Annotated in this window: 25 protein-coding genes; 12 read left to right on the forward strand and 13 right to left on the reverse strand. The window is 63.4% G+C overall.

Annotation, left to right across the window (positions count from 1 at the left end; all coding sequences use genetic code 11):
* Positions 1 to 182: 182 nt before the first annotated feature.
* Both NLN62_RS39300 and NLN62_RS39305 read left to right on the forward strand, forming a co-directional pair.
* A complete protein-coding gene (locus tag NLN62_RS39300; protein WP_156944708.1) occupies positions 183 to 1,103 on the forward strand; it encodes a hypothetical protein in 921 nt (306 codons plus the stop codon).
* A gap of 246 nt (positions 1,104 to 1,349) precedes the next feature.
* A complete protein-coding gene (locus NLN62_RS39305) occupies positions 1,350 to 1,496 on the forward strand; it encodes a hypothetical protein (RefSeq protein WP_198031889.1) in 147 nt (48 codons plus the stop codon).
* 125 nt (positions 1,497 to 1,621) lie between these two features.
* Here the strand turns inward: NLN62_RS39305 and NLN62_RS39310 are convergent, their stop codons facing one another.
* Complete coding sequence (locus NLN62_RS39310) at positions 1,622 to 2,614, reverse strand: hypothetical protein (protein ID WP_254112264.1); 993 nt, start codon at positions 2,612 to 2,614, stop codon at positions 1,622 to 1,624.
* A gap of 171 nt (positions 2,615 to 2,785) precedes the next feature.
* Between NLN62_RS39310 and NLN62_RS39315 the strand changes: the two genes are divergently transcribed.
* From NLN62_RS39315 to NLN62_RS39330, 4 genes are all read left to right on the forward strand, one after another.
* A complete protein-coding gene (locus tag NLN62_RS39315) occupies positions 2,786 to 3,073 on the forward strand; it encodes a hypothetical protein (RefSeq protein ID WP_027526800.1) in 288 nt (95 codons plus the stop codon).
* 18 nt (positions 3,074 to 3,091) lie between these two features.
* On the forward strand, positions 3,092 to 3,388 hold the full coding sequence (locus NLN62_RS39320; RefSeq protein WP_027526801.1) for a hypothetical protein: 297 nt from the start codon (positions 3,092 to 3,094) through the stop codon (positions 3,386 to 3,388).
* A 48-nt stretch (positions 3,389 to 3,436) separates the two neighbouring features.
* A complete protein-coding gene (locus NLN62_RS39325) occupies positions 3,437 to 3,634 on the forward strand; it encodes a hypothetical protein (RefSeq protein WP_254112265.1) in 198 nt (65 codons plus the stop codon).
* Between the two features lie 318 nt (positions 3,635 to 3,952).
* A complete protein-coding gene (locus NLN62_RS39330; RefSeq protein WP_254112266.1) occupies positions 3,953 to 4,501 on the forward strand; it encodes a helix-turn-helix domain-containing protein in 549 nt (182 codons plus the stop codon).
* Between the two features lie 93 nt (positions 4,502 to 4,594).
* On the opposite strand, the gene NLN62_RS39335 is transcribed toward NLN62_RS39330, so the two are convergent.
* The gene (locus NLN62_RS39335) at positions 4,595 to 5,383 is read right to left on the reverse strand and encodes a transglycosylase SLT domain-containing protein (RefSeq protein WP_254112267.1); all 789 of its coding nucleotides are present in this window, start codon (positions 5,381 to 5,383) and stop codon (positions 4,595 to 4,597) included.
* A gap of 938 nt (positions 5,384 to 6,321) precedes the next feature.
* Here NLN62_RS39335 and NLN62_RS39340 point away from each other — a divergent pair.
* Complete coding sequence (locus NLN62_RS39340; RefSeq protein WP_156944709.1) at positions 6,322 to 6,603, forward strand: hypothetical protein; 282 nt, start codon at positions 6,322 to 6,324, stop codon at positions 6,601 to 6,603.
* Positions 6,604 to 6,791: 188 nt separating this feature from the next.
* On the opposite strand, the gene NLN62_RS39345 is transcribed toward NLN62_RS39340, so the two are convergent.
* Entirely contained in the window at positions 6,792 to 6,965 is a 174-nt protein-coding gene (locus tag NLN62_RS39345; protein WP_198031890.1) for a hypothetical protein, read from the reverse strand.
* Positions 6,966 to 7,951: 986 nt separating this feature from the next.
* Between NLN62_RS39345 and NLN62_RS39355 the strand changes: the two genes are divergently transcribed.
* Positions 7,952 to 8,221 carry a DUF2312 domain-containing protein gene (locus tag NLN62_RS39355; protein ID WP_027526807.1) on the forward strand — a complete coding sequence of 90 codons (270 nt, stop codon included), beginning with the start codon at positions 7,952 to 7,954 and terminating at the stop codon, positions 8,219 to 8,221.
* A gap of 145 nt (positions 8,222 to 8,366) precedes the next feature.
* Here NLN62_RS39355 and NLN62_RS39360 read toward each other — a convergent pair whose 3' ends face one another.
* Both NLN62_RS39360 and NLN62_RS39365 read right to left on the reverse strand, forming a co-directional pair.
* Positions 8,367 to 9,263, reverse strand: a complete 897-nt coding sequence (locus NLN62_RS39360; protein ID WP_254112268.1) for a hypothetical protein — start codon at positions 9,261 to 9,263, stop codon at positions 8,367 to 8,369.
* 98 nt (positions 9,264 to 9,361) lie between these two features.
* Positions 9,362 to 13,126 (reverse strand): vitamin B12-dependent ribonucleotide reductase, encoded by a 3,765-nt coding sequence (locus NLN62_RS39365; protein WP_254112269.1) that lies wholly within the window; start codon positions 13,124 to 13,126, stop codon positions 9,362 to 9,364.
* Positions 13,127 to 13,874: 748 nt separating this feature from the next.
* On the opposite strand from NLN62_RS39365, the gene NLN62_RS39370 reads away from it, so the two are divergent.
* Positions 13,875 to 14,771, forward strand: a complete 897-nt coding sequence (locus NLN62_RS39370) for a DMT family transporter (RefSeq protein WP_254112270.1) — start codon at positions 13,875 to 13,877, stop codon at positions 14,769 to 14,771.
* A 59-nt stretch (positions 14,772 to 14,830) separates the two neighbouring features.
* On the opposite strand, the gene NLN62_RS39375 is transcribed toward NLN62_RS39370, so the two are convergent.
* The 4 genes from NLN62_RS39375 to NLN62_RS39390 form a co-directional block, all read right to left on the reverse strand.
* Entirely contained in the window at positions 14,831 to 15,373 is a 543-nt protein-coding gene (locus NLN62_RS39375; RefSeq protein ID WP_254112271.1) for a transposase, read from the reverse strand.
* Between the two features lie 62 nt (positions 15,374 to 15,435).
* Positions 15,436 to 17,688 (reverse strand): CHASE3 domain-containing protein, encoded by a 2,253-nt coding sequence (locus NLN62_RS39380; protein ID WP_027524545.1) that lies wholly within the window; start codon positions 17,686 to 17,688, stop codon positions 15,436 to 15,438.
* Positions 17,685 to 18,095 (reverse strand): response regulator, encoded by a 411-nt coding sequence (locus NLN62_RS39385; protein ID WP_027524546.1) that lies wholly within the window; start codon positions 18,093 to 18,095, stop codon positions 17,685 to 17,687. The genes NLN62_RS39380 and NLN62_RS39385 overlap by 4 nt, the downstream gene beginning before the upstream one ends.
* Before the next feature lie 228 nt (positions 18,096 to 18,323).
* Positions 18,324 to 18,929 (reverse strand): BA14K family protein, encoded by a 606-nt coding sequence (locus NLN62_RS39390; protein WP_027524547.1) that lies wholly within the window; start codon positions 18,927 to 18,929, stop codon positions 18,324 to 18,326.
* A gap of 232 nt (positions 18,930 to 19,161) precedes the next feature.
* Here NLN62_RS39390 and NLN62_RS39395 point away from each other — a divergent pair, with 232 nt between their 5' ends.
* A complete protein-coding gene (locus NLN62_RS39395) occupies positions 19,162 to 19,569 on the forward strand; it encodes an NADH:ubiquinone oxidoreductase subunit NDUFA12 (protein WP_254112272.1) in 408 nt (135 codons plus the stop codon).
* A gap of 476 nt (positions 19,570 to 20,045) precedes the next feature.
* Here the strand turns inward: NLN62_RS39395 and NLN62_RS39400 are convergent, their stop codons facing one another.
* Positions 20,046 to 20,732, reverse strand: coding sequence for a DJ-1/PfpI family protein (locus NLN62_RS39400; RefSeq protein WP_254112273.1), 687 nt, complete (start codon positions 20,730 to 20,732; stop codon positions 20,046 to 20,048).
* A 105-nt stretch (positions 20,733 to 20,837) separates the two neighbouring features.
* Between NLN62_RS39400 and NLN62_RS39405 the strand changes: the two genes are divergently transcribed.
* Positions 20,838 to 21,776 (forward strand): GlxA family transcriptional regulator, encoded by a 939-nt coding sequence (locus NLN62_RS39405; RefSeq protein WP_027524550.1) that lies wholly within the window; start codon positions 20,838 to 20,840, stop codon positions 21,774 to 21,776.
* Here the strand turns inward: NLN62_RS39405 and NLN62_RS39410 are convergent.
* Positions 21,773 to 22,777 carry a Na+-dependent transporter gene (locus NLN62_RS39410; RefSeq protein WP_027524551.1) on the reverse strand — a complete coding sequence of 335 codons (1,005 nt, stop codon included), beginning with the start codon at positions 22,775 to 22,777 and terminating at the stop codon, positions 21,773 to 21,775. The genes NLN62_RS39405 and NLN62_RS39410 overlap by 4 nt on opposite strands.
* A 208-nt stretch (positions 22,778 to 22,985) precedes the next feature.
* Positions 22,986 to 23,948: an alpha/beta hydrolase gene (locus NLN62_RS39415; RefSeq protein WP_254112274.1), complete on the reverse strand. Its 963-nt coding sequence runs from the start codon at positions 23,946 to 23,948 to the stop codon at positions 22,986 to 22,988.
* A gap of 250 nt (positions 23,949 to 24,198) precedes the next feature.
* Here NLN62_RS39415 and NLN62_RS39420 point away from each other — a divergent pair, with 250 nt between their 5' ends.
* Positions 24,199 to 25,260 carry a DUF2155 domain-containing protein gene (locus NLN62_RS39420; protein WP_254112275.1) on the forward strand — a complete coding sequence of 354 codons (1,062 nt, stop codon included), beginning with the start codon at positions 24,199 to 24,201 and terminating at the stop codon, positions 25,258 to 25,260.
* On the opposite strand, the gene aat is transcribed toward NLN62_RS39420, so the two are convergent.
* Complete coding sequence (gene aat / locus NLN62_RS39425) at positions 25,257 to 25,934, reverse strand: leucyl/phenylalanyl-tRNA--protein transferase (protein WP_027524554.1); 678 nt, start codon at positions 25,932 to 25,934, stop codon at positions 25,257 to 25,259. The genes NLN62_RS39420 and aat overlap by 4 nt on opposite strands.
* Positions 25,935 to 25,982: the final 48 nt, after the last annotated feature.

The following is a 25,982-nucleotide window of genomic DNA, read 5'->3' on the forward strand; positions in this document are numbered from 1 at the left end:
GACGCGTCGGGCAAATCATCGGCATTATTTCATCATCGCGGTTTTTGGCGACAGCCCGTCACCGTAGTCCGGATGAAGCGCAGCGCAATCCGGAATTGGAGCCCGCGGGACGATACGCCGATTACGCTGCGCTCGATCCGGGTCACGCCACGCTCATCCGCATTCATCACCAAGGTGACCAGATGGATATGAAGACCGCGCTCGCGGCGTCGCTCCTGATTGCCAGCTTCCTGGTCACCCTGTGGCTCTGGGCTCTTGTGGAGCAAATACCAGGCGTGCCCAGTCCCTTTGGTGGGGGGCGGGAAGCCGGCCTCGGCATCATGGTTCTCATGCCTCCTTTGCGCTGGCTGACGCTGTCAGCCGCGTTTGTCGTCCTGCTGATCGACGGAAGATTGCAGGCGTGGGCGCCCTACGGGATTCTGCGATTTCTCATGGCGATGGTCGGACTCATTGTGCTGGAAATTTTCATGTTCCAGATTCTCTTCCGTCGCCTCGACGACTCCATTGCGCCTTTCCATTGGCTTTTTAGCTCTTTGATGATCCTGCTGCCTCTGACCGTGATGGTGGGAGGCTATCTGGGCTCGCGCGCCGTATTCGTCATCGGCATCGCGGCTTCATTGGCTGCCGTGGTTTGGCCCATCTCTCCCAGTGTCGACTACATCGTGCGCCACCCCGACAATGAGGGAGGCGCAACGGCTACTCTGGCGAGCCTCGAGAAACATCCCGATTGGGTGAAACAGGTCTCACGCGAACTCGATGGCAACCACTACTGGTCCTTACGCCCGGCCTATCTGCTGACCCTGAAGCCGGCCGCGCTGGATGAGGATGTGCAGGAGAAGTGCTGGAAGGTCGGGCTCTCGGTGTTTGCCGAGGCGAGACGGTTTCGCGACAAGGGTGAAAACCAGATGCCTGGAGAATTCAACGAGATCGCACCGGTCTTCGCGGGCCTGGCCTCGATTCCCGGCCCGGTGCGGGATCGTCACCACGCCGAGTTCGTCGCCGTTCGCGATCTTGTCAATTTCTACAGGACCGAAACGCCTGACACGCGTCATCCTGAACTGCCGGACCTCAACACGGTGGATTGGGTGCCCGCGGGCAAGTGATGCGAGGCGCGGGGTAGCGCTTGTAGGATGGGTTGAGCTCTTCGAAACCCATCGTCTTTCCGAACCGCGATCGATGGGTATCGCTTCGCTCCACCCATCCTACGGGCTACGCTTGCTGCGCGGCTCGTTATGTATGGCCGTTCAAAACGGACGTGATCTCCTTAATGGTTGCTTTGCAGATCGCGCGGCTTGATGGGGCCGCCGCGTTTTGAGCGGTCATTTCTGGAAATCATACTGGAGGCCGTCATGCCCGTTGCGCAGAAAGCTGTCATTGCCACCGCGTCGCCGCGTGCGTTCATTCTCAGGCATATGGCGCTGTTCGCCGCGGCCGCGCTGTTCGTGTTCGTGCTGAGCTTGACCTACGGGCTGGATCTCAGCCCGGGGTTCTTCTGAGCGAAAGTGCATAGGGTGCAGGATGGGTTTCGCTGCAGCGAAACCCATCATTTGCCGCGGTGAAGATGATGGGTATCGCTTCGCTCCACCCGTGCTACGGGATACGCTCTACCCATCGTGAGGGCTCACCACTCCGGATAGCCGTAAGGGTCCATCATGTAGGGCGGGGGCATCCAGTGTTCTCGCGGCGGCCTGGGCCGCCGAGGTGCGGGTGCGGCTATGTGCTGGCGCGCAGCCGTGTCGTTCTCCTTCATCACGGTCCGAGCGGCGGGTTTCGCGGATGACGCAGCAAGCTGCGCTTGCAACGCCTGGACCTGCGCGGCGAGGCGCGCATTGTCCCCCGCATCTTTCTCCTGCGCCGTCTTGAGTTGTTGAATGGCGTCGGCCTGCTCGCGAAGCGTTTGCTCGTGACTGTTCTTCAGTTGCTCGAGCTTGTCGTTGATGTTCGCAAGCGACTGCGTGATGGTCTTGAGCGATTGCGTAAGCTCGGCGGATGCCTGGTCGGGCGGTGTGGCGGCGGCCGGCGGAGCGCTTTCTGCCTGCTTTTGCGCTTCCTTGTTCGCTTGCTTTTCCGATTCCCTGGGGACCGGCGGTGCCGGCACGGACGTCGGCTCATCCGCGGCAGCCAGCTGGACCGCTGGCGGCTGCGCCGGACTGCGAACGTCTGATACCTCCGGGGGCGGATTCGAGGCCGGTGGGGCCCATCGCGCCATGATCGCCTTGGCCTCGTCGCGATATTGCGAAGCGAAGGCAGCACCGAGGACGCCTATCGCCAGTAACAGGCCAACGAAGGCGCGCAGCATGGGCCGGTCCGCTTTCAGGCCTTGAGGGCGAACGTTGCTTTGCGGCGGCGGCGCCTTGTCCGGGGGAGCGTCGGCTCGTTCCGCACCGGCGTCTACTGGCGGGGCTGGCGGGGGCGGGCTGTCGCCGCGTTCCAATCCGGAAACCAGTCGGTCCAGCCGCGCGAGTTCTTCATTGGCGCTCTTGATCCGTTCATAGGCCCGCGTCAGCTCGCCGTCGGCGCGCTGCGGGCCCTGCGGATCATCCGGCTTGGGCTCGTCCGGCATGGGGTCGTCCGGATTGGGGTCGTCAGGCTTGGGGTCGTGCGACTCAGGCACCGATGCGCTCTCCATTCAGTCCGTTCGTCAACGGAATGAGTGCGGCAGTCCGAGATTGCTGAGGATAGTTCCCGCCGCCGTCGTGATCAAGACAACGCGAAGGTGTGGGAGAATTTATGGCGACCTCGGCACGCGGTGCGTTGTGCTATGGTATGGCGTGGAGGAAGTGCAATGAGAGTCCTTACCGCGATACTCGCCCTGCTTCTTTCAAGTCCGGCCTCCGCCCAGGACTGCCAGACATGCTCGATGGCCGACGCCTGCATGAAGGAGTACCTCAAGGCGACGTCGGAGGCCCAAAGGGCCACCAAGCAAGCCATCCGGGACTGGAAGCAGAATCTGGACAGGAAGGCCTCCGCGGAATTGTCCAGCAGGGGCATAAGCGCACTGCAAGACACCATGGAGACGCAGGTTCGTTCCGAGCTGGAGCGCCTGAAGGATTGTTTGGCGAAGATCAGATAGGGAGCAAAGGAGGATGCGATGAAATCGCTTTTGCTGCTCACGGCGAGCGGGCCGCTGCTCATTCTTACATCGCACGAGTCCCTGAACGACCAGAGGCTCCTTGAGGTGCTCAGGAACAAGGGGATCGGCAAGTTCGTCGGCTTCGAGGTTCCCTTGGCGCTCGCGAGAGCGCGCTACGGCGGGCACTTTCAGGCGGTCGAAAGCAATCTGCACGAGACCGATGATCTGAGGGTCCTCGACTTCAACGGCCAGCGGGTCTTTCAGCTGTTTCGGTTCGACGAACTGGGTTCGCCGGCCCTGATAGAACATTTGTGATCCGGTTTTGTCTCGAAGCATCGATCGAGCCTGCCAGAGGAGCCTGCTATGACATCCTATACCGTCGGGTTGAAGCTCGGGATGCGCGCCAAGGCGCTCACGATCGACGCCGAGGATGCATTGGTCGCGGCGCTGAAGATCAAGCTCGAGAACCCCGAGGCCCTCGTCACCTACGTTCGCAAGTCAAATCGACGCGGCGATCGTCGCCACCCCCACGAAGCGCTGCGGGCCAAGAAAACCGGCTAGCCACGGCTGCAGGTCTGTACGGTGGGCAAGGCTTGTAGGATGGGTTGAGCGAAGCGATACCCATCATCTTCGCTGCGGCAATTGATGGGTTTCGCTGCGCTCCGCCCATCCTACGGGCTGCGAGCCGATCTACCCTCAGCAGACATTCTGCCGGAAAAGATTGATTGGGAGGGAATCCTTTACCATGGCTTCCGGTCTCGGTTGAACCAATGGAGGTTTAGGAATTAAGGAAAAATTCTGCGGTATCTATGCCTGGATTTTACGGATGCGTCGGATACGCCGTTCGACGTTGCCGCAGGTTACGGGAGCGTACGAGTCATGAGCGAGTATCGTGCTGCAGTCAGACATCACACGCTGAGGACCGGCATCATCGAATTCGACAACGGCACCGGCCGCATCATCAACGTGCCCTGTACGATCCGCGATGTTTCCGGCACCGGCACCCGCCAGGCACTCAACAGCTCGCGATGGATCCCGGAGCAATTCACGTTGGTCTTCAGCAACGGACTGCGAAAGGACTGTCGGGTCGCGTGGCGCAAGGGGAGGCTGATCGGCAGCGCGTTCGTGGATGGATATGCGAGCCCGGACGAACAGGCCGCCATGATGACCGAGGAAGAGCAGTCCCGGCACAGGCGGCAGATTGGTGCGCGTGTCAGAAGTGCGCGCGAGACTCGCGGCTACACCGAAGTCCAGTTGGCGGAGCTCATCGGCGTCTCGCCCGGGTTTGTGTCACGTGCCGAGAATGGAGAGGTGGACATTCCTCTCTACCAGCTGATGCATATCGCCGATCTGCTGCAGGTCAGTCTCGACGGGCTTGTGGCAGGGCCGACGCCGAGCGGTTTGCCCGGGGAAGTCGACGCAGCGTAGTGGGGGCAGCAAAGCTTGCAGGATGGGTCGAGCGAAGCGATACCCATCATCTTCGCCGCGGCAATTGATGGGTTTCGCTGCGCTCTACCCATCCTACGAGCCATCATCCGCCGCAAGGCGCAGGAATTGCCGCTTCATCGCGTTGACCCTGGAGACATAGCCCGCGACGAGATGATCGCCGCAGCGCTCGCCGGCCATCATCTGAAAGTGACGGCGTGCGTAGGCTAGCGCGGGACCCGCGCCACAGAGATGGATGAGCGCGGCGAGATCCTGCTTCTGCTGCGCGCTTGCCTTCACATCGCCCGCGAGGGCGAGAACCGCCGCTACATTGCGGTCCAGATACACCGATGCCAGTTCGATGGCGTGGCTCGGGATTGCGCGGATATAGAAGCCGGTCGATCCGCAGCCGCTATCGGTGACCGCGTTGCCACGGACACAGAACCTGATAGCCTCGGCATAGGCCGGATTGGTCATCTGGTAGAGGCCGACGGCACTGGAGGCGGGCTGGTAAAGCGCGAGGGGATTGGGGCTCAATCGCCAGCGCCAGTAGGTGCGCGCGACCGGATTGCCTGAACTCTCGACCTGCGCCAGCGCGGCCAGCAATTCGGGTGTGATCGTATCGGTGGAATGCTTGCGGAAGAGCGGCCCGTATTGTCGCCACGTCTCGGCCGGCTCCTTGTCGAGGGAGTTGCCGACAAGGAAGAACAACTCGGTCGGCTTGCGGACCACGTGATAGACAATGTTCGTCAGCGCCAGGACCGCAAGGAGGATCGCGGCGACACCAGTGATACGAACCGCTCGCGGAGCTCGCGCGAGCTTGCGTCGCGCCCACAGAGCGCCGCGCCGAAAGCTGCGAAGGCGGCTCTTGCGTTTTCTTGGCATGCGTCTCGCGGGAGCACGTAGGATGGGTTGAGCCCTAGCGAAACCCAGACCTGACCGAGTTTGATGGGCGTTGCTTCGCTCTACCATCCCATGGGCTTGCTTGAAAATGTAGCTACAAGTGTGAAATGGCGCACAGACGGAAGCCGGTCCGTCTGGTTGTGTCACATGAATGTTGGCCCCTGCCTCCGGTGCAGGCCGTGAGAGGGGCATGCGGCAATCTCAGGAGCCTCGTCATGCGCGTCCAGAAGCTCACGGCCATGCTTTGCAGCTTTCGCATTGAGTTCACCTTGAGCGGGTGTACCGAGGGGTTTCGAGTGCGCTGAACAACGCGCACAGGGATTTTCTGGAGGCCCCGCCGGTGACGGACGGGGCCTTTTCCATTTGTGTCTGCTCACGTCTGCCCGGCGGCGCCTTCGCGATGAAGGACCGGGGTCATGTGGGAGTATTTTGGACCCGATTTCGCGTTTGACGTGGTGAAGGGAGTGGTCGCCGGAATAGCCTCGATGGCCTTTCAGGTCGTCGCCCCGCGGACCTTCCGTGCCGCGAAGCAGTTTCGCGCGCGCTGGGTTGCGAGGAAAGCTGCGAGGCGAGCGGCAAGGCGGGCACGCCGCGACGCGACGGCGAACGATGGGCGGTGAGAAGAGAATAGCTCGGATGGACTTCGTAGGGCGGGTTAGCCGAAGGCGTAACCCACCCTTCTGTCGTCGTGGAAACGAAAGAGGTGGGTTACGCCGAGCGAAATGCGCTTCGCGCAGTCGCAAGGCTAACCCACCCTACGCGCTGCGCTGGTTGAAATGCTACACACCGCAGCCGTCCCGGCATACCACCGGGGCGGTTTCTTTTTTGTGCCGACGTGAACTGCTTCACACTGATTTTTCGGACCGGTCCTAAAATCAGCGGCGCGCAATGAAGCGCTTCTCGAATGTGGGAATTTGATCATGGCTATTGCACAACATTCAGCAATGCCGTCCCTAGTTCGTAGCTACGACGGCTTGATAATTCTTGGTTACGCGGCATTTGCCGCTATCGCGCTCGTCGCGATCTACTTCGCTGCGGGCGGCCCAAGCTTCAATGCCGCTGCTCTTTCAATGATGGATGTAATGCCACTAATGCGGTGGACTCTCGGCTGCTCGCTTCTGATTGCTGTCGGCGTCTGGCTGTCGGTTGGGCCGCCAGTGGCGGATGCGAGCAGCGCATACATCGCCGTTGCCAGACGCTGAGCGCGCGCGGCAACCCGTTGGCTAACCACCGTGTGGCTCCGTCATGTCCGACCGAGTGGAAAGATACTTGAAAATGGCAGAGGAATGCCGGCGGCGCGCAGCGGAAGTGCGCAATTCGGCGGATGAGCAAGCTTGGCTTGCACTAGCCGACGAATGGTCAAAGCTTGCGCAACGGAACTGCGACGACGCTAGCGGCCATGCTGCATCCGACTGACTGCAACAAGAAGATCGGGACGTTCGAGCACTTCGACGAGTTGATCGAGGATTACGCGTTCGTTGGTGCGTGGTAGGGGCTTGAGATACTCTTCCAGAATACGTTGCGCCTCCCCGAGGGCTTTGGCAGCTAGCTCTTCGTCACGCATGAAATCGCTCCGTTGCGATTGATGCCCTTTAATAAGTATTCGTGCATTTGGTTCCACAGACTTTCGACGATGCTCGCCGGAACGTCAGGGCGATTGCTAAGTTAGACCGATGCCCTTCCCCAAGGGCGGTACGGCCCCAGCTCACCCCCAAAGCCCCCCAGAGCTGGGGCCTTTTTTGCGTGCTGCACCGCTAGCGCTTGCTTCGCTGCTTGATCCCCGCCGGCACATACGCCTTCGGCGGCCACTTACGGAACTGCACGCCGGTTTCGGTGAAGACGATTCCGGCGTTGCTAAGCTCATTCATCAAGACAAACAACGTGCCTTCGTGCGGCTCGCGCTAAACGTGCGACGACGAAACGTCAAACGCCCGTGCCGTTGCCGAAGCGGTTGTTGGCTCATTTGCGGAGATGGTCGCGGCTGGGAATATCGAAGAGCCATTTCGTGGAGTGGAACGGCAAATTCGTAGGATGGGTTGAGCTCTTGCGAAACCCATCATCTTCGCCGCGGTGATTGATGGGTTTCGCTGCGCTCTACCCATCCTACGAGCTGCGCTTCGCGCAGTCGCAAGGCTAACCTACCCTACGTGCTACGGTGGACAAGTCGCTCCACCATCACCGTGGGCAAGCCCAAAGCCTCAGCAAGAAAGTAGAACGTTAAGATTTGCTGATGGCTGATTTGCGCGATTCTGATTCGTTCTTTGAGAACGAAGCAGAGTCAGATGCAGAACAAATTTCCTGCATGGCTCGTAGGGTGGGTTAGCCGAAGGCGTAACCCACCACTTCTCTCAGCGCACCGAAAGCAAAGCGGTGGGTTACGCTTCCGCCTTACGCTCGTTGAGCTTCGATCGACCCATGCTATCGGCTGCAAGATCGTGAAGACGTCTTGTCGGTTGCGCGGGTTCCTGCGTGCGGTGCGAGGTCCGTCGGTTAATACATTGGTCATTCCTTTGCAGTCATTTTCACGGCCTCATTCAACAGGGAGGCACCATGTCTGACGTCACCATTCCCGGCGGAAAAATTCGTTCGTTCGTCGAGCGGATCGAGAATCTGGATACCGAACTGCAGGAGTTGAACGAGCAGAAGAAGGAAGTGTTTTCGGAAGCCAAGGCCGAGGGTTTCGATGTGAAGATCCTCAAAGAAATCATCAAGCTGCGGAAGCAGGACGAGGACGAGCGTGACGAGCGAGAAACCCTGCTTGATCTCTACATGAGAGCGATGGAGACGGCGGCGCCGGAACAGGCCGCCAAGGCAGCTTAAGGCAGCCTGATTCAGTTCGAGCGAATCCAAACAGCGGCGCGAAGGATGGGCTGAGCACTTGCGAAGCCCATCATCGTCTTGGCACCCGCGGTTGATGGGTTTCGCTTTCGCTCTACCCATCCTACGGGCTCTAAGCCCATTCGGGTCAAAGTCGCGCGTCTTTGTACTTCATGGGCCTCTTTTTCTCCTGCGGATCGATCATCAGGTCGATCGGTACAGACCGTCGATCATCTGCCGAAATCACGGCGATCAAATTCCAGATTGAAGGGCGGTCAGTCTCAAGGGCTAACGCAAATCGATATTTGTTGCCTCGCGTGCCTACATCAAACCGCAACATCCCTCGTTGGACATTATGCTCAAACATTTCTAGGTATCGATCCTCAATCGTTACAGAGCCGACGGCTACGCCCATGATTGAAGATGAGACAATCCTACCAAGCACAAAGAAGGCTGCGTTTCCGTGCTTAATATCTATTTCACTCGTCTCTGTATCCTTAATCTCCGACGCCACTGGTGCTTCGTATCCTCGAATTTCGACTTGGACCTTTCGGATCGTTGATCCGTCGTCCGACGAGTTCGCCACCACGAGATAGAATGTATTTTCGTGAAGCCCCGTGTCTCGCCCGCTCTCCGCTTTGACTAGCCGGGATTCGGTGTAGATGTGGGCGCCTAGCTCGAATGGACCGCGGCGAGCAGATGATCTGTCACCGGCCGCTAAGATAGAAAGGGCCCATACACCGAGCGCAATGCTAGTGATGAGCAGGGAGATTCCGACGATCATCTTCTGCGACTTTGTCCCGTGCGTTCGCAATGGCGCTGTAAGCCAGACAAGTCCGAGGAACACGAGGCCAGCTGCAACTACATAAAGGTATTCGCTAGACAGTCCCCGTGAGCAGCTTTCTGTCAGTGAAGGGGTTAGCTTCTTTGGCCATTTGCAGAGGTTTGCAATGGCGTCATCGGGCCCCACTTGCATCATGAAAGGAATGGCGGCACCCGCCGCTGTCGCTAGTAGGCCGTAAGTGGTTGTGCGCTTCTTAGTCATTCACAGTCGTGGCAGCCATAAGTCCGACGAACACACGATAAAAAGGCGGCCGTGGCCGCCTTTCCAGGTTCGGTAGTTTCGGTCAAGAACCACCAATCTCACGAACACCCCGTCGTGCTGCCGCACGTATCGCACTTCATGCACGTGCCATTCCGCACCAGCGTGAAGTTGCCGCACTCGCTGCACATCTCGCCTTCGTAGCCCTTGGCCTTGGCTTCCGCGCGGCGCTCGGCCTTGGTTGGCACCACGGTTTGCGCGGTGCCGGCCTTGCTCCACTGGAGCTGCTCGAGCTTCTCGGTCGGCGAGAGGTCGTGGCTGGCTTCCTGCTTCAGGGCGACTGCGCCTTCGATCGTATCGCCAGCGCGCACCGATGCGCCGTGCAGGGCGGTGACGCGGTGGCCGCCGGCGGGGGCGCTGTCGTTGCCGGAGGAGACCGCGGCGGAGCCGCCGCGCATCACGACCAGGTTGTCCGTACGCGAGCGGGTGAGGCCGCGCGAGACCAGCTTGGTCGCGTGGTGGCCCGGCTCGTCGTCCGGCTCCTTGCCTTCCTCGACGCCCTTGCCGAGCGCGTCAAAACCCGTCTCGCTGGGATCGACGTGGGCGAGGTCGAAGCGGCTGAGATAGCTCACCGCCAGCTCGCGGAAGACGTAGTCGAGGATCGAGGTCGCGTACTTGATGCTGTCGTTGCCCTGCACGGGGCCCGCGGGCTCGAAGCGGGTGAAGGTGAAGGCGTCGACATATTCATCGAGCGGCACGCCGTATTGCAGGCCGAGCGACACGGCGATGGCGAAGTTGTTGATGAAGGAGCGGAGCGCCGCGCCTTCCTTGTGCATGTCGATGAAGATCTCGCCGAGACGGCCGTCGTCATACTCGCCGGTGCGCAAGTAGACCTTGTGGCCGCCGACGACCGCCTTCTGGGTGTAGCCCTTGCGGCGATCCGGCATCTTCTCGCGCTCGCGCATCACGATGATGCGCTCGACGAGCTTTTCGACGATCTTCTCGGAGACCTGGGCAGCGCGCGCGGCCATCGGCTTCTCGTAGATCTGCTCGACCGCATCGTCCTCGTCCTCATCATCGCTGATGAGCTGCGAGTTGAGCGGCTGCGACAGCTTCGAGCCGTCGCGGTAGAGCGCGTTGGCCTTTAGCGCCAGCTTCCACGACAGCATGTAGGCGGACTTGCAGTCCTCCACGGTGGCGTCGTTCGGCATGTTGATGGTCTTGGAGATCGCACCCGAGATGAAGGGCTGGCTGGCCGCCATCATGCGGATGTGGCTCTCGACCGACAGATAGCGCTTGCCGATCTTGCCGCAGGGGTTGGCGCAGTCGAACACCGGATAGTGCTCGGCCTTGAGGTGCGGAGCACCTTCCACCGTCATCGCGCCGCAGATGTGGACGTTGGCGGCCTCGATCTCGCGCTTGGTGAAGCCGACGGCCTGGAGCAGGTCGAAGCCGGGGGCTGCGATCGCCTCGGCGCCGATGCCGAGCTGGTCGCGGATGAAATCCTCGCCAAAGGTCCACTTGTTGAAGGCGAACTTGATGTCGAAGGCGGTCGGCAGGGCCTTTTCGACCTTGGCGATCGCTTCATCGGTAAAGCCCTTGGCCTTCAGCGTCGAGGCGTTGATGCCGGGGGCATTCGACAGCGAGCCGTGGCCGACGGCATAGGCCTCCATCTCCGCGATTTCGCTCTCGCGATAGCCGAGCGTGCGAAGCGCTGCGGGGACTGCGCGGTTGATGATCTTGAAGTAGCCGCCGCCGGCGAGCTTCTTGAACTTCACCAGCGCGAAGTCGGGCTCGATGCCGGTCGTGTCGCAATCCATGACGAGGCCGATCGTGCCGGTCGGCGCGATCACGGTCGTCTGGGCATTGCGATAGCCGTGCTGCTCGCCGAGCTCGAGCGCCGCATCCCAGGCTGCCTGCGCATGCGCGACCAGGTCGGCTTGCGGGCAGGAGGCGTGGTCGAGCGGCACCGGATTGACGCTGAGCGCCTCGTAGCCCGAGCTCTGGCCGTGCGCGGCGCGGCGGTGGTTGCGGATGACGCGCAGCATGTGCGCGGCGTTCTTCTTGTAGCCGGGGAAGGTGCCGAGCTCGGCCGCCATCTCCGCCGAGGTCTTGTAGGTGATGCCGGTCATGACGGCGGTCAGCGCGCCGCAGAGCGCACGGCCTTCCTTCGAGTCGTACGGCAGGCCCATGGTCATCAGCAGGCCGCCGATATTGGCGTAGCCGAGGCCCAGCGTGCGGAACTCGTAGGAGAGCTCGGCGATCGCGCGGGACGGGAACTGCGCCATCATCACGGAGATTTCGAGCACCAGCGTCCAGAGCCGGCAGAGGTGCTCGTAGCCCTCGACGTCAAAGTGCTTCGTCGTCGTGTTGTAGAACGTCAGCAGGTTGGCTGAGGCGAGGTTGCACGCCGTGTCGTCCAGGAACATGTATTCCGAGCACGGATTGGACGCGCGGATGTCGCCGGACGCCTTGCAGGTGTGCCAGTCGTTCATCGTGGTGTTGAAGTGCAGGCCCGGGTCGGCCGACGCCCAGGCGGCGTAGCCGATCTTCTCCCAGAGGTCGCGGGCGCGCAGCGTCTTCGTCACCTTCTTGTTGGTGCGGCCAATGAGGCTCCAGTCGCCGTCGGTCTCGACCGCGCGCAGGAAGTCGTCCTTCAGCGAGACCGAGTTGTTGGAGTTCTGGCCGGAGACGGTGAGGTAGGCTTCTGAATCCCAGTCGGTGTCGTAGGTGTCGAACTGGATGTCCTTGTAGCCCTGCTTGGCAAACTGAATGACCCGCTTGATGTAGTTGTCGGGCACGAGGCTCTTGCGCGCCAGCTTGATCTCGCGGCGCAGGGCAGGGTTCTTCTCGGGGTCGAAGCAGTCGTCGCCCGAGCCTTCGCAGTTCACGCAGGCCTTCAGCACCGCCTTGAGGTGCTTCTGGTTGATCTTGGATCCCGTGACGAGGGCTGCGACCTTCTGCTCCTCCTTCACCTTCCAGTCGATATAGGTCTCGATGTCGGGGTGATCGACGTCGACCACGACCATCTTGGCCGCGCGGCGCGTGGTGCCGCCGCTCTTGATGGCGCCCGCCGCGCGGTCGCCGATCTTGAGGAAGCTCATCAGGCCGGACGAGCGGCCGCCGCCGGAGAGCTTTTCGCCTTCGCCGCGCAGGCGCGAGAAGTTGGAGCCGGTGCCGGAGCCGTATTTGAACAGGCGCGCCTCGCGCACCCAGAGGTCCATGATGCCGCCCTCGTTGACGAGGTCGTCACCGACGCCCTGGATGAAGCAGGCGTGCGGCTGCGGATGCTCGTAGGCGGACTTCGACTTGGTCAGCTTCCCGGTGAAGGGGTCGACGTAATAGTGGCCCTGGCCGGGGCCGTCGATGCCATAGGCCCAGTGCAGGCCGGTGTTGAACCATTGCGGCGAGTTCGGCGCGACCATCTGCATGGCGAGCATGTAGCGGAGCTCGTCATAGAAGGCCTGGGCGTCCTCGTCGGAGGAGAAGTACTTGCCCTTCCAGCCCCAATAGGTCCAGCAGCCGGCGAGGCGGTCGAACACCTGCTTCGCCGAGAGCTCGCTGACATAGCGCTCCTTTTCAGGCAGCGCGGCCAGCGCGTCGGTATCGGGCACGGAGCGCCACAGGAAGGAGGGGACGGATTCCTCCTCGACCTTCTTCAGGCGCGCGGCAACGCCGGCTTTGCGGAAATACTTCTGGGCCAGCACGTCGGAGGCGACCTGCGACCACTCGGTCGGCACTTCGACGTTATCAAGTTTGAATACGACCGAGCCGTCGGGATTGCGGATCTCCGACGTGGTCAGCCGGAATTCGATCCCGGCATAGGGTGACTGTCCTACCGTGGTGTGGCGCCGCTCAATTTTCATAGTTTGCCCCGTCCTTTTCTAGCCGGACCCGCCTTTCGTTCAGGCGCTGCCGGGTCGTTATTCTCTCGCGACTCCTCCCGGCCGTTTCGGCTTCAAGGCTTCGCAGTTCAGCCGGTGGATCCGGCCCAGTTTCTCCCGACGGAGCGACCAGTACCGAAGCACCGATCATCCGCCGGCATGTCCACGTGCACCCGCCCCCAAGGGGATGCGCGCGACATGCGTTCAACGCCACCACACTACGCTTGCTCCGGGCCTGTCTCGGCCCGTTCGAGCGCCCCGAGAGTCGGCAAATCAAGGGCAGACAAGCCCTTCACCCGCTGCCCCCTTCGGCTGGCGGAGTGGTCATTTGCGAGGACCCTTTGGGGAGTGACCGGCGGGACGCAAACACACTCGCGCCGAACGGACCGAAAGCTAGGACTCTCCGTTGCGCACGTCAAGAACTAGTGCGAGTTCCTGAATCAAATACTAAATATGGTGGAAAGACGGGGATAACAGGGGTCGGAACCGCGCCTGTTGTGGAGGCAAGTATCAGTGAGTCCTGAGAGATTCCCAACCAAAAAAATTTGCGTTTGGTGATGCCTGGCGGGCTTCGTCCCGCTGTTCACAGGGTGCGTTTATTTTTGCCTCGGGGCTTGCGTCAGCAGGACTCACGTAGCGCTACGGAACGTACAGGCAGCCATGCTCGCTTGGGTGGTGGTGGAGCGCGCCAATAGGCGACAAGGTGGGCCCGTTTCTGCCGGGCTACCACATGCATGATTCGACAAAACGGGGGATGCGGACGCCCATCGCCCCGGCCGGCCTGATGTTCCTCGCCATCACCTCGGTGGGCTGGGGCTTCAACTGGCCGGTGACCAAGTTTCTGCTCTCCGAACTGCCGCCGCTGAGCTTGCGCGGCGTCACCGGCGTGCTCGGCGCGCTGCTACTCGCAGCCCTGGCCGTGATCCGCCGCGACAGCCTGAGGATCGCCCCCGGCATATGGCCGCGGCTTCTGGCCGCGGCCATTCTCAACGTCACCGGCTGGATGGTGCTGATGGGGCTGGCGCTCTTGTGGTTGCCGGCGAGCGAGGCGGCGCTGATCGCCTACACCATGCCGGTCTGGGCCTCGCTCTTTGCCTGGCCGGTGTTAGGGGAGCGGCCGACGCTTCTGCGCACCGTCGCGCTGGTGATGGCCTTTGCGGGCCTTGCCTCGATCATGGGCGGCAACGGCGTCTCCGCGAGCGTGGAAAAGCTGCCGGGCATCATCATGGCGCTCGGCGGCTCGATCGGCTTTGCGGTCGGCACGGTGGTCTCAAAGAAATATCCGATCCATCTGCCGCCCATCACGGCTGCCGCCTGGCAGATCGGTCTCGGCTGCCTGCCGGTTGCGATCGTGGGCCTGGCGCTGGAGACGACGCATCTGTCGCAGGTGACGCCGGTCGGCTGGGGCTTGCTGGTCTATTCGGTCGTCGGGCAGTTCTGCATCGCCTATGTGAGCTGGTTCGCCGCGCTGTCGCGCCTGCCGGCCTCGGTCGCCGCGATTGGCACAATGGCCGTACCCGTCATCGGCGTCGTGACCTCAGCGCTCGCGCTGCACGAGCCGCTCGGCGCAGGCCAGATCGCCGCGCTGGCCTTCACCCTCGCCGGCGTCGTGCTGGCGACGCGGTGAGGCGGCGCAATATTTGTAGGATGGGTAGAGCGAAAGCGAAACCCATCAACTTTCTTCTCTCAAGTTCTTTCGCCGAATTGGGGACCGTCCTCGTCGCGGGAGACGACTCCGGCCCAGTCCGCCGGGTAAATCCCAAGCTTGACGAAGCGATGGAACGACGACGGCGCCCAGTCTGACACCCGCCCGACCAACCCATGCTTGACGGGATTGATGTGAACATAGTCGATGTGCCTCGCCAGATCCGTCTCGTTCCGGATGGTGTGCTCCCAATAGCGGCGCTGCCACACACTGCGCTCACCCCTGCCGGCACGGCTCGCTGAAATTCGCTCGACCCGCGCGAGGTTGCGAGAGAATGTTGATTTGATCAATCGCCACCGCGTCGCGAAATCCGCATGACCTTCGGGCATGCTCCAGACTGTGTGAAGATGATCAGGCAGCACAACGATTGCATCGATCGTGAATGGGTGCCTTTGACGTGTCTCTCGGAACGCCGCGCGCAGCAACTCGATATGGGTCGTCAACAACGAGAGCTTCCGTTCGACCAGATTGACGGTGAAGAAGAAGGTCCCGCCGGGGACGAAATTGCGGCGATACGAGGTCATTGCGCAACGATAGCACAACTTGGGCGTGATGAGTTTCGCTTCGCTCTACCCATCCTACAATTCTAACCCACCGGCTCCTTGCCGAGCGCCAGGCGGATCATCTCGGCGAGCTGGTTGCGGCGATAGGGCTTGGTCAGCAGCAGCACGCCTTCGTCGAGCTTGCCCTGGTGGACGATGGCGTTGTCGGTATAGCCGGAGGTGTAGAGCACTTTGGTGCCCGGCCGGCGTTTTTCGACCTCCTGCGCCAGCGCGCGTCCGCTCATGCCGCCGGGGATGACGACGTCGGTGAACAGGAGGTCGAACGGCTCGCCGCGGTCGACGAGCGCCAGCGCCGTGCGGCTGTCGGCGGCGGAGATGGTCTTGTAGCCGAGGCTTTGCAGCTGCGCGGTGACGAAGTTGCGCACGAGATTGTCGTCCTCCACGACCAGGATGGTTTCGACGCCTCCGGTCGCCGGAGCAGCCGCGCTGACCGCCGTCTCGCTCGCGCCTTCGCCGGGCGGCAGATAGAGCTTGATGGTCGTGCCGTGGCCCGCCTCGCTGTAGATCTTGATGTGGCCGCCGGACTGCTTGACGAAGCCGTAGACCATGGACAGCCCGAGCCCCGAGCCCTTGCCGATTTCCTTGGTGGTGAAGAACGGCTCAAAGGCCTTTTCCTGCACGTCTGGCGGCATGCCGCTGCCGGTGTCGCTGACCGCGAGCATCACATAGGCGCCGGGCGTCACGTCCGGGTTGGCCTGCGCGTAGGCCTCGTCCAGCGTCACCCGGCGCGTCTCGAGCAGCAGCTTGCCGCCATCGGGCATGGCGTCGCGGGCGTTGATCGCCATGTTGAGCACGGCGTTGGTCAGTCGCGACGGATCGATGTGCGAGGTCATCGGCCCCTGTTCGAGCGCGGTCTCGATCTGGATCTGCTCGCCGAGGGCGGGACGCAGGAGCTTTGCGCTGTCTGATATCGCGGCGTTGACGTCGACGTTGCGCGGCTCCAGCGGCTGCTTGCGGGCGAACGCGAGCAAATGCTGGATCAGCTCGGCGCAGCGCTGCGCGGCATCGTCGATCAGCCGCGCCACACGCTGCAGTTCGGGTTGCTTCCCGAGGCTGCCGACCAGCGTCTCGGTATTGCCCGAGATCACGGTCAGCATGTTGTTGAAGTCGTGCGCGACGCCGCCGGTCAATTTGCCGATGGCGTCCAACTTCTGCGACTGGTGCAGCTGCCGCTCGGTCTCGCGCGAGATGGTCGCATCGTGATAGACCAGCACCGCGCCGGAGATCACGCCTTGCGCGGTGCGCATCGGCCGCCCGCTGATGAGGAGATGGCGGGCGGGATCGCCGCTGTGCGGGCGGACGATCATCTCCATCTCTTCGAATTCGTCGCCGCGCAGCACGCGCGCCGACGGCAGCTCCTCGGACTGCAGCGGCGTCACGCCGTCGCCGTGGAACACGTCCGACATCGCGCGCAGGCTCGTCAGGTTCATCCCGGCGCGATGCAGCAGGATGCGCTCTGCGGCGGGATTCGACAGAAGGACGTTGCTGTCCTTGTCGATGACGAGCACGGCTTCCGCCATGCTGTGGAAGGTGCTTTGCATCACGTTCACCGAGATGCGGAGCTCGTCATGGGCGGTGACGAGGTGCTCGGTTCGCTCTGCGACCGCCGCCTCCAGTGCCTCGTTGGCAGCCCTGGTCTCGTGCAGCGTGCTTTGCAGAGCGACACTGGTGCGCCGGGTCTCGCGTATCAGGAGCGCGACCAGGAGCAGGATGATCAAGGCCCCGACAATGTCGATGCCGAGCAGGACGATGCCGGTACGGCGAGACTCCACCGCGCGAGCGGCAAGCTGCTGATCTTCCTCCGCGGTCAGCCGGTCGAGATTGGCGGTCACCGCCTCCATCAGGCCGCGGCCTTCGGCCTTGCCCTGGAGCGCGGCGATGCCGTCGCCGTCATTCGCGGCGCGCAGCCGCATCGCTTCGGCCGCGATATCGAGCCGGCGCAGAATCAGCGGTTCGGTGCCCTCAAGCAGCGCAACTTGATCGCGATTGTCGTGGAGCGCGCGCTTGAGATCGGCGAGTGCAGGCGCGACGGCCCGGCGCGTCGCCTGGAACTCGTCGTTGAAGGCGGGGCTGCGATAGAGCTCATAGCCGCGCGCCGCACTTTCGGCGCGACTGACGAGCAGGCGCAGGTCCGAAATCTTCTTCAGCGCCCCGACGGTGTGGTTGGCCCATGAGGTGTCGGAGCGCGCCTTGACGTCGAGACCGATCGAGGCGGCGGTGATGATCAGGAGGATCGCAAGTCCGGCACCGAGAATGACACGCTGCGAAGCAATCAAGGGGATTTGTTGTCCTTCACCGGCGTCGCCTCGTCGAGGCATTCCTTGATTGCCGTCAGCAGCGTCTCGGGCGTGAACGGCTTGCGCAGGCAACGCGTCGCGCCGAGCTCGAGTGCCATGCGGAGAAAATCGGGCGAGGGCGATGCGGACGAGGCGAAGGCGTAGCCGGACATCGCGATCAGCGGGATCGTCGGCGCACGCTCATGGAAGATGCGGATCGACTCGAAGCCGCGCATATGCGGCATGAAGATGTCGACCAGCATCGCGTCGAAAATCTGCTGCTCCAGCGCAGCCAGCCCGGTTTCGCCGCCGTCAGTCAACGTGACGTCGAAGCCTTGGCGTTGGAGGAGGACCTCGATGGTCGCGCCGACCATCGGATCGTCATCAACCACGAGAATACGCGGCATGACTCTGCCTAACCAATCGAAGTCCCCACAGTCTTTGCTGATATAGGCGAATCGTGGATCGGGTCAATTTTGGATTGGATTAGGACAGATATGCACGGTGGGGTGCATAAAACGCGCGATGTATGGCGTTCGTGTGAAAGCCCGCGCAGCTCAACGACGCGTCAAAAAGGCGCCGCGTGAAAGCGGCGCCTTTTTCGATCAAATTAAAGCAGTGCAACTAACCTGCCCCTAGGGGCAGGGATGTCGCAGACCGTCATAGCCGAGATAGGTGCCTGACGCGGGGTCATAGGACCTGTAGCGCTGGGCACAATAGGCCGCGGAATCGCCGCCGGTGTCGGGCACGACGGCAACGCTCGGACCCTCGTCATAGTAATAGTCATCGTTGTAGTAGGAGTCGTTGTAGTAGGGGCTGCCGTAGTAGGCATACGACCCCAGCGTCCCGATCGCGGCGCCGGCAGCCACGCCGGGCCAGAAGCCGCCACCGCGATGGTGCCAGCCGCCGCCACGCCAGTTACCGCCGTTCCAGTTGCCGGACGGAGCGCCGGCAGCAATACGGCCGCCTCCGGTGAAGGCTGGCGCGGAGACGCCAGGACGAACCGCTGTGGAGGCTGCGAAATTGCCGCCACCACCGCGGATCGCCGCGGCACCGCCGCCAAAATTACCGCCGCCCATCCGGGCTCCCCCGCCGCCGCCTCCGACCGAGACGTGTCCGCCACCGCCACCGCCGCCACCGACGGCCTGAGCGCGGGATTGGGCAAAGCTGGCGGCCGGCGTCACCAGCGGGAGAACCAGTGCCAGCGTCGCCGTGGCGGTCAAAACTCTGAGATTGTTCATTTTCGGCTCCTTTTCCCGAAATCAAACCGCTCAAGCAGGCAGTGGTTCCCGGGCGCCCGCGTGGTTTGCATGGGAAGCGCAGGATTCCAGCCCGCATCTGTACCCGCCATGAACGGATCGCGTCCTCCTTGCGGCGGATCAGCGCATTCCAGATGGTTCATTCGCAGTGCCGCAACTGGACAAGTTCGCTTGCGGATGGCATCAGGACCCCACGAAGCAGGGCCCTTGCCGCATGAAACAATTCTTTCTCAAGCTCTTCACCTGGTGGAACGGCCAGACCTTTGGCACGCAGCTCTGGACCTGGCGGTTTGGCGAGCTGGTCGGCGAGGACGAGCAGGGCAACCGCTACTACCGCACCCGCGGCGGCGTGATCGATCCGACGCTCGGTTTCGAGCGACGCTGGGTGATCTATAACGGCTATGCCGAAGCGAGCCGTGTGCCGCCGGCCTGGCATGGCTGGCTGCATCACGTCGTCGACGTGCCGCCTACCGAGCTCAACTACAAGCCGCACGAGTGGGAAAAGCCGCATCAGCCGAACCTGACCGGCACGCCCAAGGCCTACCGGCCCTCGGGCTCGACGCTTGCGAGCGGCAAGCGCCCGAAGGCGACCGGCGACTACCAGCCCTGGACGCCCGGCTAGACCGGCAAACTCAGTGATCATTGGTGCTGGATGCATTCGCATCCAGCTATCGCAGCTGTGAACAACGGGAACAGCGGGGACGCCGCGCGCGCCGCCGTTGCACTTTCGCGAGCGATACGGCTCAATGAACCCATCTTACGGAGATGGGAGACCATCGCGTACGGTTCGGGCAACAGTTCGCGACTGTCCCGAAATGCAGCGGCTGCCGAAGAGGACTCGATCGGGAGATAGGCCCCCGGTCTGGAAGCTCCGAAATCGCCCGTTGGAATGTGCAGCTGTCGTAAGACAGGAAAGGCCGCCCGGGAAACCAGGCGGCCTTTTTCTGTTTGTCGGTCGCGTGCCCCGGACGCAGTGCAGCGCGCCAGCGGTGCACTGCTGAGCCGGGGCCCAGTCTCGTGCGCAGTGGCTCGATGGGTCCCGGCTCTGCGGCGCAGCGTTGCACGCTGCACGGCGTCCGGAACACGAGTGCGGCGTCCTCACATTACCCTGGCCGCGGCCTGCTTGGCGGCTTCGATGCGGCGCGCTTGCGCCGGCGCGATGCGTTCCTTCATCAGTGCGAGCACTTCAGCGGGGGCTGTCTCCGGCGAGCCCGCATTGAACGGCGGTGCCGGATTGTATTCGAGGCGGAGCTGGATCGCTTCCGCCATGGTGCGGTCGACCAGCATCGAGACCAGCGTCAGCGCGAAATCGATCCCGGCCGTGACGCCGCCGCCGGTGATGCGGTTGCGGTCGATGCAGACGCGTGTTCGCGTCGGCGCCGCGCCGAACAGCGCCAGCACCTCCATCGCGCTCCAATGGGTCGCGGCGCGATAGCCCTTCAACAGGCCGGCTGCGCCCAGCACCAGCGATCCCGTGCACACCGAGGTGACGCATTTGGCGCCCTCGGCCTGCCTGCGCAGAAAGTCCAGCACCTCCTCGTCATTGACGAGCGCATCGGTGCCGAAGCCACCGGGCACGCAGATCACGTCGAGTTGCGGACAATCGGCGAAGGTCGTGGTCGGCGTCAGCGTCAGCACGGAATCGCTCGGAACGGGCTCGATCCGCTTCCAGATCAGGTGCACCTCGGCGCCGGGCACGGAGGAAAACACCTGCACGGGACCAGTGAGGTCGAGCTGGGTGACACGCGGAAAAACCAGACATCCGATTCTGAGCGGTGACGACATGAGAGCCTCCAGACAATCAGCTTGACGGGCAGACGATGCCATGATGCTCTTCTGTCAGAAATGGCATAATTCCCTCAATTTCGGACATAACGCAGGGTTCGGCCCATGATCGGCGTCCTGATCTTCCCCGACTTCCAGTTGCTCGATGCGGCGGGCCCGATCTCGGTGTTCGAGATCGCTGCGCGCTATTCGAAGAAGGTGCCTGCTATCCGCGTGCTGGCGCTGAACGCCGGGCCCGTGCGCAGCTCGTCCGGCGTCGAGATGATGGCGCGTGATTTCAAATCGGCGCACGCGATCACGACGCTGGTCATCGCGGGCGGCGAGGGCGTGGCGGGCGCAGCGCGCTGCCCGGCCACGCTTGCGTTCGTGCAGCGGCTGGCCAGGCGCGGCGTGCGCGTCGCGAGCGTCTGCTCGGGCGCCTATGTTCTGGCTGAGGCTGGCTTGCTCGACGGCAAGCGCGCGACCACGCATTGGGGCCGCACGCGCGATTTCGTCGCGCGTTATCCCAAGGTGAAGCTCGAGCCAGACCAGATCTTCACCCGCGACGGCAATGTGTGGACATCGGCCGGCATCAGCGCAGGCATTGACCTCGCGCTTGCAATGGTGACCGACGACCATGGCGAGGCCGTCGCGCAGGACACCGCGCGCCAGCTCGTGCTGTACCACCGCCGCAGCGGCGGACAGTCTCAATTCTCCTCGCTGCTCGAATTGAAGGCGCCGAACGGGCGCTTCGGACCGCTGCTCGCCTGGGCGCGCGAGAACCTCGATACGCCGCTCACGGTCGAGGACCTAGCCGAGCGTGCCAACATGAGCGCCCGGCACTTTGCGCGCGCCTTTGCGGCGGAGACCGGCTCGACGCCGTCAAAGGCGATCGAGCGCTTGCGCGTAGAGGTGGCGCGCGAGCGCGTGCAGTCGTCCAGCGAAGCGATCGAACTCGTTGCGCAATCGACCGGCTTCCGCGACCCCGAGAGGATGCGCCGTGCCTTCATCCGCGCCTTCGGCCAGCCGCCGCAATCGCTGCGGCGGGCGGCGCGGGCGGGCTAGGATGTCGTTCCGGCGGTCGCACCGACCGCAGTCGACTGCGCCGTCAAGCGTCGGGCGATCGGCGTCAGCATCTGCGGCGCGACGTAGTAGGGAAACTGGGTGAGGGCGAAATAGAGCCAGGTCACGCCGGGCAGGGTTCCGGCCGTCGCGGCCAGCATCAGCCCGATATTGCGCTGCGAGACCATCAGCCCGAGCGCGAAGGCCTGTTCGTAGCCGATGCGGCGGAACAGCAGCGTCGTGACGATCAAGAGCGCAAAGAAGATCGCGAAGGCGAGCAGCGCAATGGCGATCGACAGCAGGGGATCGGCGAGGAAGTCGGCGATCACATTGCCCATCACGGCCGCGACGAAGACGAGCAGGATGATGATGTTGATGCCGTCGATCGGCCGGCGTTGACGCTGGATCGCGTCGGCGCCGAACAGCCAGCGGATCACGGTTGCGACCATGAGCGATCCCGCGAGGATCGCGAGCAGTTTTGCGCCGAGCGCAAGCGGCGAGATGCTGAGCGTTTCGCCAAGGAAGAGTGCGGCGAACAGTGACGCCGTGAACGGCACCAGCGCCGTGGAGGTCACCAGCGTGACCAGCACCAGCGTGGCATCGAGGCCCATCAGCGCCGCGATCGCGGGCGATGCCATCATCGGCGAAGCGATGGCCTGGAGCATCAGAGCGAGGAACAGCTCGGGCGAACGGGCATCGAAGCCGGACAGATGCGCCACGAGGCCGAAGATCAGGGGAACGCCGATCGTTGTCCAGGCGGTGGCCGCGACGATCAATCCCGGCCGGCGCAGATGCGCGCGCAGCGCGGCGAGATCGACGCGCATGAAGGAGATGACGAGCAGAAGGAAGATCGCTTCGGTCACGTAAGGCCGCAGCAGCGCGCCGAGGGGCGGGATCGCGATCCCGAACAGCACCAGCGCCGCCACCGCGCGGGTACCCTGGTCGCCGAGCCATGCCAGCCATCGCACGGGGGCGACCAGGATGCGTTGCAGGCTGAGGGACATTTTGTCTTCCAGGAGAGGGTCACCTCGCGCGAAGCGGTTGAGGCGATTTGCGGAGTGCAACTCTTGAGGCACTGGCCTTGTTGTTCAAAGTAACAAAGTGATTACCGTGCATTGCCATGAGCGGTAGCCCGGATGAGCGAAGCGATATCCGGGGACAGGTGCTTCCTCGCAGCGACAAAGTCCGCGCATGTCGCTTCGCTCATGTGGGCTACGATCGATCATCGCTGGCTGAGATCCTCAACCACGCGCCGATCTCTTTGGCCGCGACATCGGCCTGCGGCAACAGCTTGCCCATGGTGAAGAAGCCGTGGAATTGGCCGGGGAAGTGTCGATAGGTGACGGGCACGCCGGCAACTTTCAAGCGCTGCGCATAATCGTCGCCTTCGTCGCGCAACGGATCGCCGCCTGCGGTCAGCACATAGGCCGGGGGCAGGCCGACAAGCGTCGGAGCGCGCGCAGGCGAGGCGCGCCAATCATGGGTGTCGGCGGTGCCATTGAGATAGTGGTCGCGAAACCAGCGGATCACGGAGTGGGTGAGGAGGAGGCTGGTTTCGGGCTCGCTGTGCGAGGCGTGAGTCATCGCGAAATCGACGGCGGGATAGATCAGCACCTGGCCTGCGATGGCCGGGCCGTTGCCGTTCCGGGCGGCGATGGCGACCACGGCGGCGAGATTGCCGCCGGCGCTGTCGCCGCCGACGCAGAGGCACGACGCATCGATGCCAAGCGCGCTTGCGTTCGCTGCGATCCAATGGGTCGCGGCGATGGCGTCGTCGACCGCGGCGGGAAACTTGTGCTCGGGCGCGAGGCGATAGTCGACGGAGATCACGATGAGCTCGCCCTCGACGGCGAGCTTGCGGGCTGCGACATCATGGGTGTCGAGATCGCCGATCACCCAGCCGCCGCCATGGAAGAACACCAGAGCCGGCGATAGACCGTCGCGTTGGCGCAGCTTCATTGGCACGTAGAGGCGGGCGGGGATCGTGCCGTGCGGCGCCGGGATCGCAAGCGCTTCGACGCGTGCCAGCTCCGGCGGCTCGGGATTGGTCGCAAAGCGCGCTTGCGAATAATCCGCGCGGGCTTCCGCTGCGGTCAGCGCTTCATAGGGCGGGCGGTCGGCGTCGAGGAACGCCTTGTAAACGGCGGCGGCATCGGGATCGAGGACGACTGGCATGGGAGGCCTTGACGAGGAATTGGCGGGTGGGCGCATTCGGGGTCACCTGTTGGAGGCTCCCCGGAATGATAGGAGGCGCCGCCCGTCAGGGCCCGCCGAAAAGGGTTCATCGACGCAACTATCCCATCCACCGGGCGGTGTGGCCAGCCAAGGGACCGGGAACGGGCCGGCGGGCGGGGGAAACCGCCCTTTCCCCGCCGTATTCGGCGTGTTAACCGGATGGTCTGCGAGCGGCCGTAACCCCTGTACAATGCTCGATAAACCCGATTCGCTGTTGAAGCCGCGCGAGATGTCTCGAAACCTGATCCTGACCGGCCTTGCGGCGCTTTTTGCCGCCACAGCGATGACCGTCTCGCCTCCGGCGCAGGCGCAGATTGGCACGATCTTCTCCGATCCGCCGCCGCTGCGGCCGCCCGGCAGCATTCCGCGCGGCAACCAGCCGCAGCAGCAGATGCCTGACGACGACGAGGAAGTGCCGGAGCTGCCGCCGCAGGGCCGCGTGCTGCCGACGCCGAACCGTCCGGCCGCCCGCCAGGGTAATGCTCTGCCCGGTCCGGTTGAGACGCAGCCTCTGGCGCCGCCGCCGGGAAGCACCGTGCTGCCGCAGAACCAGCAGCCCTCCATCGCGGTCGCACCGCCCAATCCTCAAAGCCCCCCGCCGCAGCCGGGCGCCAATCCGACGCTGCCGGGCTTGCCGCCCGGGCAGCGCCAGCCCAAGGGCACGCCGCAAAACGGCGTGCCGCAGACGCCGGCCAGCCTTCAGCCGGGCGATGAGGTCGTCACCGAGCCTCCGGCGCAGAAGATCGTGAACAAGAAGGCGACCTTCTCCGGCCTCGACAAGATCACCGGCCGCATCATCAATTTCGACGAGGAGATCGGCGAGACCGTGCAGTTCGGCGCGCTGCGCGTCAAAACCGACGCCTGCTACACGCGACCGGCGACGGAAGCCGCCAATACTGACGCTTTCGTCGAGGTCGACGAGATCACGCTGCAAGGCGAGGTGAAGCGGATTTTTTCGGGCTGGATGTTTGCGGCAAGTCCCGGCCTGCACGGCGTCGAGCACCCGATCTACGACATCTGGCTGACCGACTGCAAAGAGCCGCAGCAGACGATCGCGACCGCGGCGCCGGATCCGGCGAGCAGGCCGGCCGCGCCACCGCCGCCGGCGCAGAAGAAGGCCGCACCCAAGCAGGCCGTGCAGCAGCCGCGTCCGCCGCAGCCGCCGCCGCAACAGCAGCAGGCGCCGCCTCCGCCGCCGCCACCGCAGCAGCAGCCGGGCCTCTTCGGGCTCCCGGGCTTCGGCCGGAATTAGCTTCGCGTCGCGATGATCTCAAGTGCGCTCGCCCCCGGGATCGCGTCTCCAGGCAACTTCAGGAAGTCGGCGGACTCGCCCGCCAGCGCCTTGTCGAGCAGGGCGGTGTAACGGCGCCTGGAAATCTCGACCGCACCGAAGCTGCGCAGATGCTCGGTGACATATTGCGTGTCGAGCAGCTCGAAGCCGCCGCAGATGAGCCGCGCCACCAGATGCACCAGCGCGACCTTCGAGGCATCACGCGCGGTGTGAAACATGCTTTCGCCGAAGAAAGCGCGTCCCAGGCTCACGCCATAGAGACCACCGACGAGGTCGTCGCCCTGCCAGGCCTCGACACTGTGGCAATGGCCGAGCTCGTGCAGGCCGCCATAGAGGTCACGAATGCGCTTGTTGATCCAGGTGTCCTCGCGTCCGACCTGCGGCGCGGCGCAGCCCGCCATCGTCGCCTTGAAGGCGGTGTTGACGGTGACGCGAAACACATCCGAACGCACGGTGCGCGCAAGGCGTGAGGCGACGCGAAATCCATCGAGCGGGATCACGCCTCGCATCTCCGGCTCGACCCAGAACAGCGTCGGATCGTCCGCGCTCTCGGCCATCGGAAAGATGCCGCAGGCATAGGCACGCAGCAGCACGGCGGGGGTGATTTCAGACGAGGCGGAGTCGCGCGCAGTCATGCGCGGCACATTAGCAGGATCGCGGCAGCCTTGCGATGGGGTCGATGC

Origin of the sequence: Bradyrhizobium sp. CCGUVB23 (genome assembly GCF_024199885.1) — a bacterium.
Lineage (GTDB): Bacteria > Pseudomonadota > Alphaproteobacteria > Rhizobiales > Xanthobacteraceae > Bradyrhizobium.

Bases quoted from the DNA above. Each gene is read 5' to 3' on its own strand.
- NLN62_RS39405 (WP_027524550.1), top strand. From the start codon at position 20,838: ATGATCGGCGTCCTGATCTTCCCCGACTTCCAGTTGCTCGATGCGGCG.
- NLN62_RS39325 (WP_254112265.1), top strand. From the start codon at position 3,437: ATGACATCCTATACCGTCGGGTTGAAGCTCGGGATGCGCGCCAAGGCG.
- aat (WP_027524554.1), bottom strand. From the start codon at position 25,934: ATGACTGCGCGCGACTCCGCCTCGTCTGAAATCACCCCCGCCGTGCTG.
- NLN62_RS39370 (WP_254112270.1), top strand. From the start codon at position 13,875: ATGCATGATTCGACAAAACGGGGGATGCGGACGCCCATCGCCCCGGCC.
- NLN62_RS39330 (WP_254112266.1), top strand. From the start codon at position 3,953: ATGAGCGAGTATCGTGCTGCAGTCAGACATCACACGCTGAGGACCGGC.
- NLN62_RS39390 (WP_027524547.1), bottom strand. From the start codon at position 18,929: ATGAACAATCTCAGAGTTTTGACCGCCACGGCGACGCTGGCACTGGTT.
- NLN62_RS39340 (WP_156944709.1), top strand. From the start codon at position 6,322: ATGGCTATTGCACAACATTCAGCAATGCCGTCCCTAGTTCGTAGCTAC.
- NLN62_RS39320 (WP_027526801.1), top strand. From the start codon at position 3,092: ATGAAATCGCTTTTGCTGCTCACGGCGAGCGGGCCGCTGCTCATTCTT.
- NLN62_RS39395 (WP_254112272.1), top strand. From the start codon at position 19,162: ATGAAACAATTCTTTCTCAAGCTCTTCACCTGGTGGAACGGCCAGACC.
- NLN62_RS39415 (WP_254112274.1), bottom strand. From the start codon at position 23,948: ATGCCAGTCGTCCTCGATCCCGATGCCGCCGCCGTTTACAAGGCGTTC.
- NLN62_RS39410 (WP_027524551.1), bottom strand. From the start codon at position 22,777: ATGTCCCTCAGCCTGCAACGCATCCTGGTCGCCCCCGTGCGATGGCTG.
- NLN62_RS39375 (WP_254112271.1), bottom strand. From the start codon at position 15,373: ATGACCTCGTATCGCCGCAATTTCGTCCCCGGCGGGACCTTCTTCTTC.
- NLN62_RS39300 (WP_156944708.1), top strand. From the start codon at position 183: ATGGATATGAAGACCGCGCTCGCGGCGTCGCTCCTGATTGCCAGCTTC.
- NLN62_RS39315 (WP_027526800.1), top strand. From the start codon at position 2,786: ATGAGAGTCCTTACCGCGATACTCGCCCTGCTTCTTTCAAGTCCGGCC.
- NLN62_RS39360 (WP_254112268.1), bottom strand. From the start codon at position 9,263: ATGACTAAGAAGCGCACAACCACTTACGGCCTACTAGCGACAGCGGCG.
- NLN62_RS39345 (WP_198031890.1), bottom strand. From the start codon at position 6,965: ATGCGTGACGAAGAGCTAGCTGCCAAAGCCCTCGGGGAGGCGCAACGT.
- NLN62_RS39365 (WP_254112269.1), bottom strand. From the start codon at position 13,126: ATGAAAATTGAGCGGCGCCACACCACGGTAGGACAGTCACCCTATGCC.
- NLN62_RS39335 (WP_254112267.1), bottom strand. From the start codon at position 5,383: ATGCCAAGAAAACGCAAGAGCCGCCTTCGCAGCTTTCGGCGCGGCGCT.
- NLN62_RS39420 (WP_254112275.1), top strand. From the start codon at position 24,199: ATGCTCGATAAACCCGATTCGCTGTTGAAGCCGCGCGAGATGTCTCGA.
- NLN62_RS39400 (WP_254112273.1), bottom strand. From the start codon at position 20,732: ATGTCGTCACCGCTCAGAATCGGATGTCTGGTTTTTCCGCGTGTCACC.
- NLN62_RS39355 (WP_027526807.1), top strand. From the start codon at position 7,952: ATGTCTGACGTCACCATTCCCGGCGGAAAAATTCGTTCGTTCGTCGAG.
- NLN62_RS39305 (WP_198031889.1), top strand. From the start codon at position 1,350: ATGCCCGTTGCGCAGAAAGCTGTCATTGCCACCGCGTCGCCGCGTGCG.
- NLN62_RS39385 (WP_027524546.1), bottom strand. From the start codon at position 18,095: ATGCCGCGTATTCTCGTGGTTGATGACGATCCGATGGTCGGCGCGACC.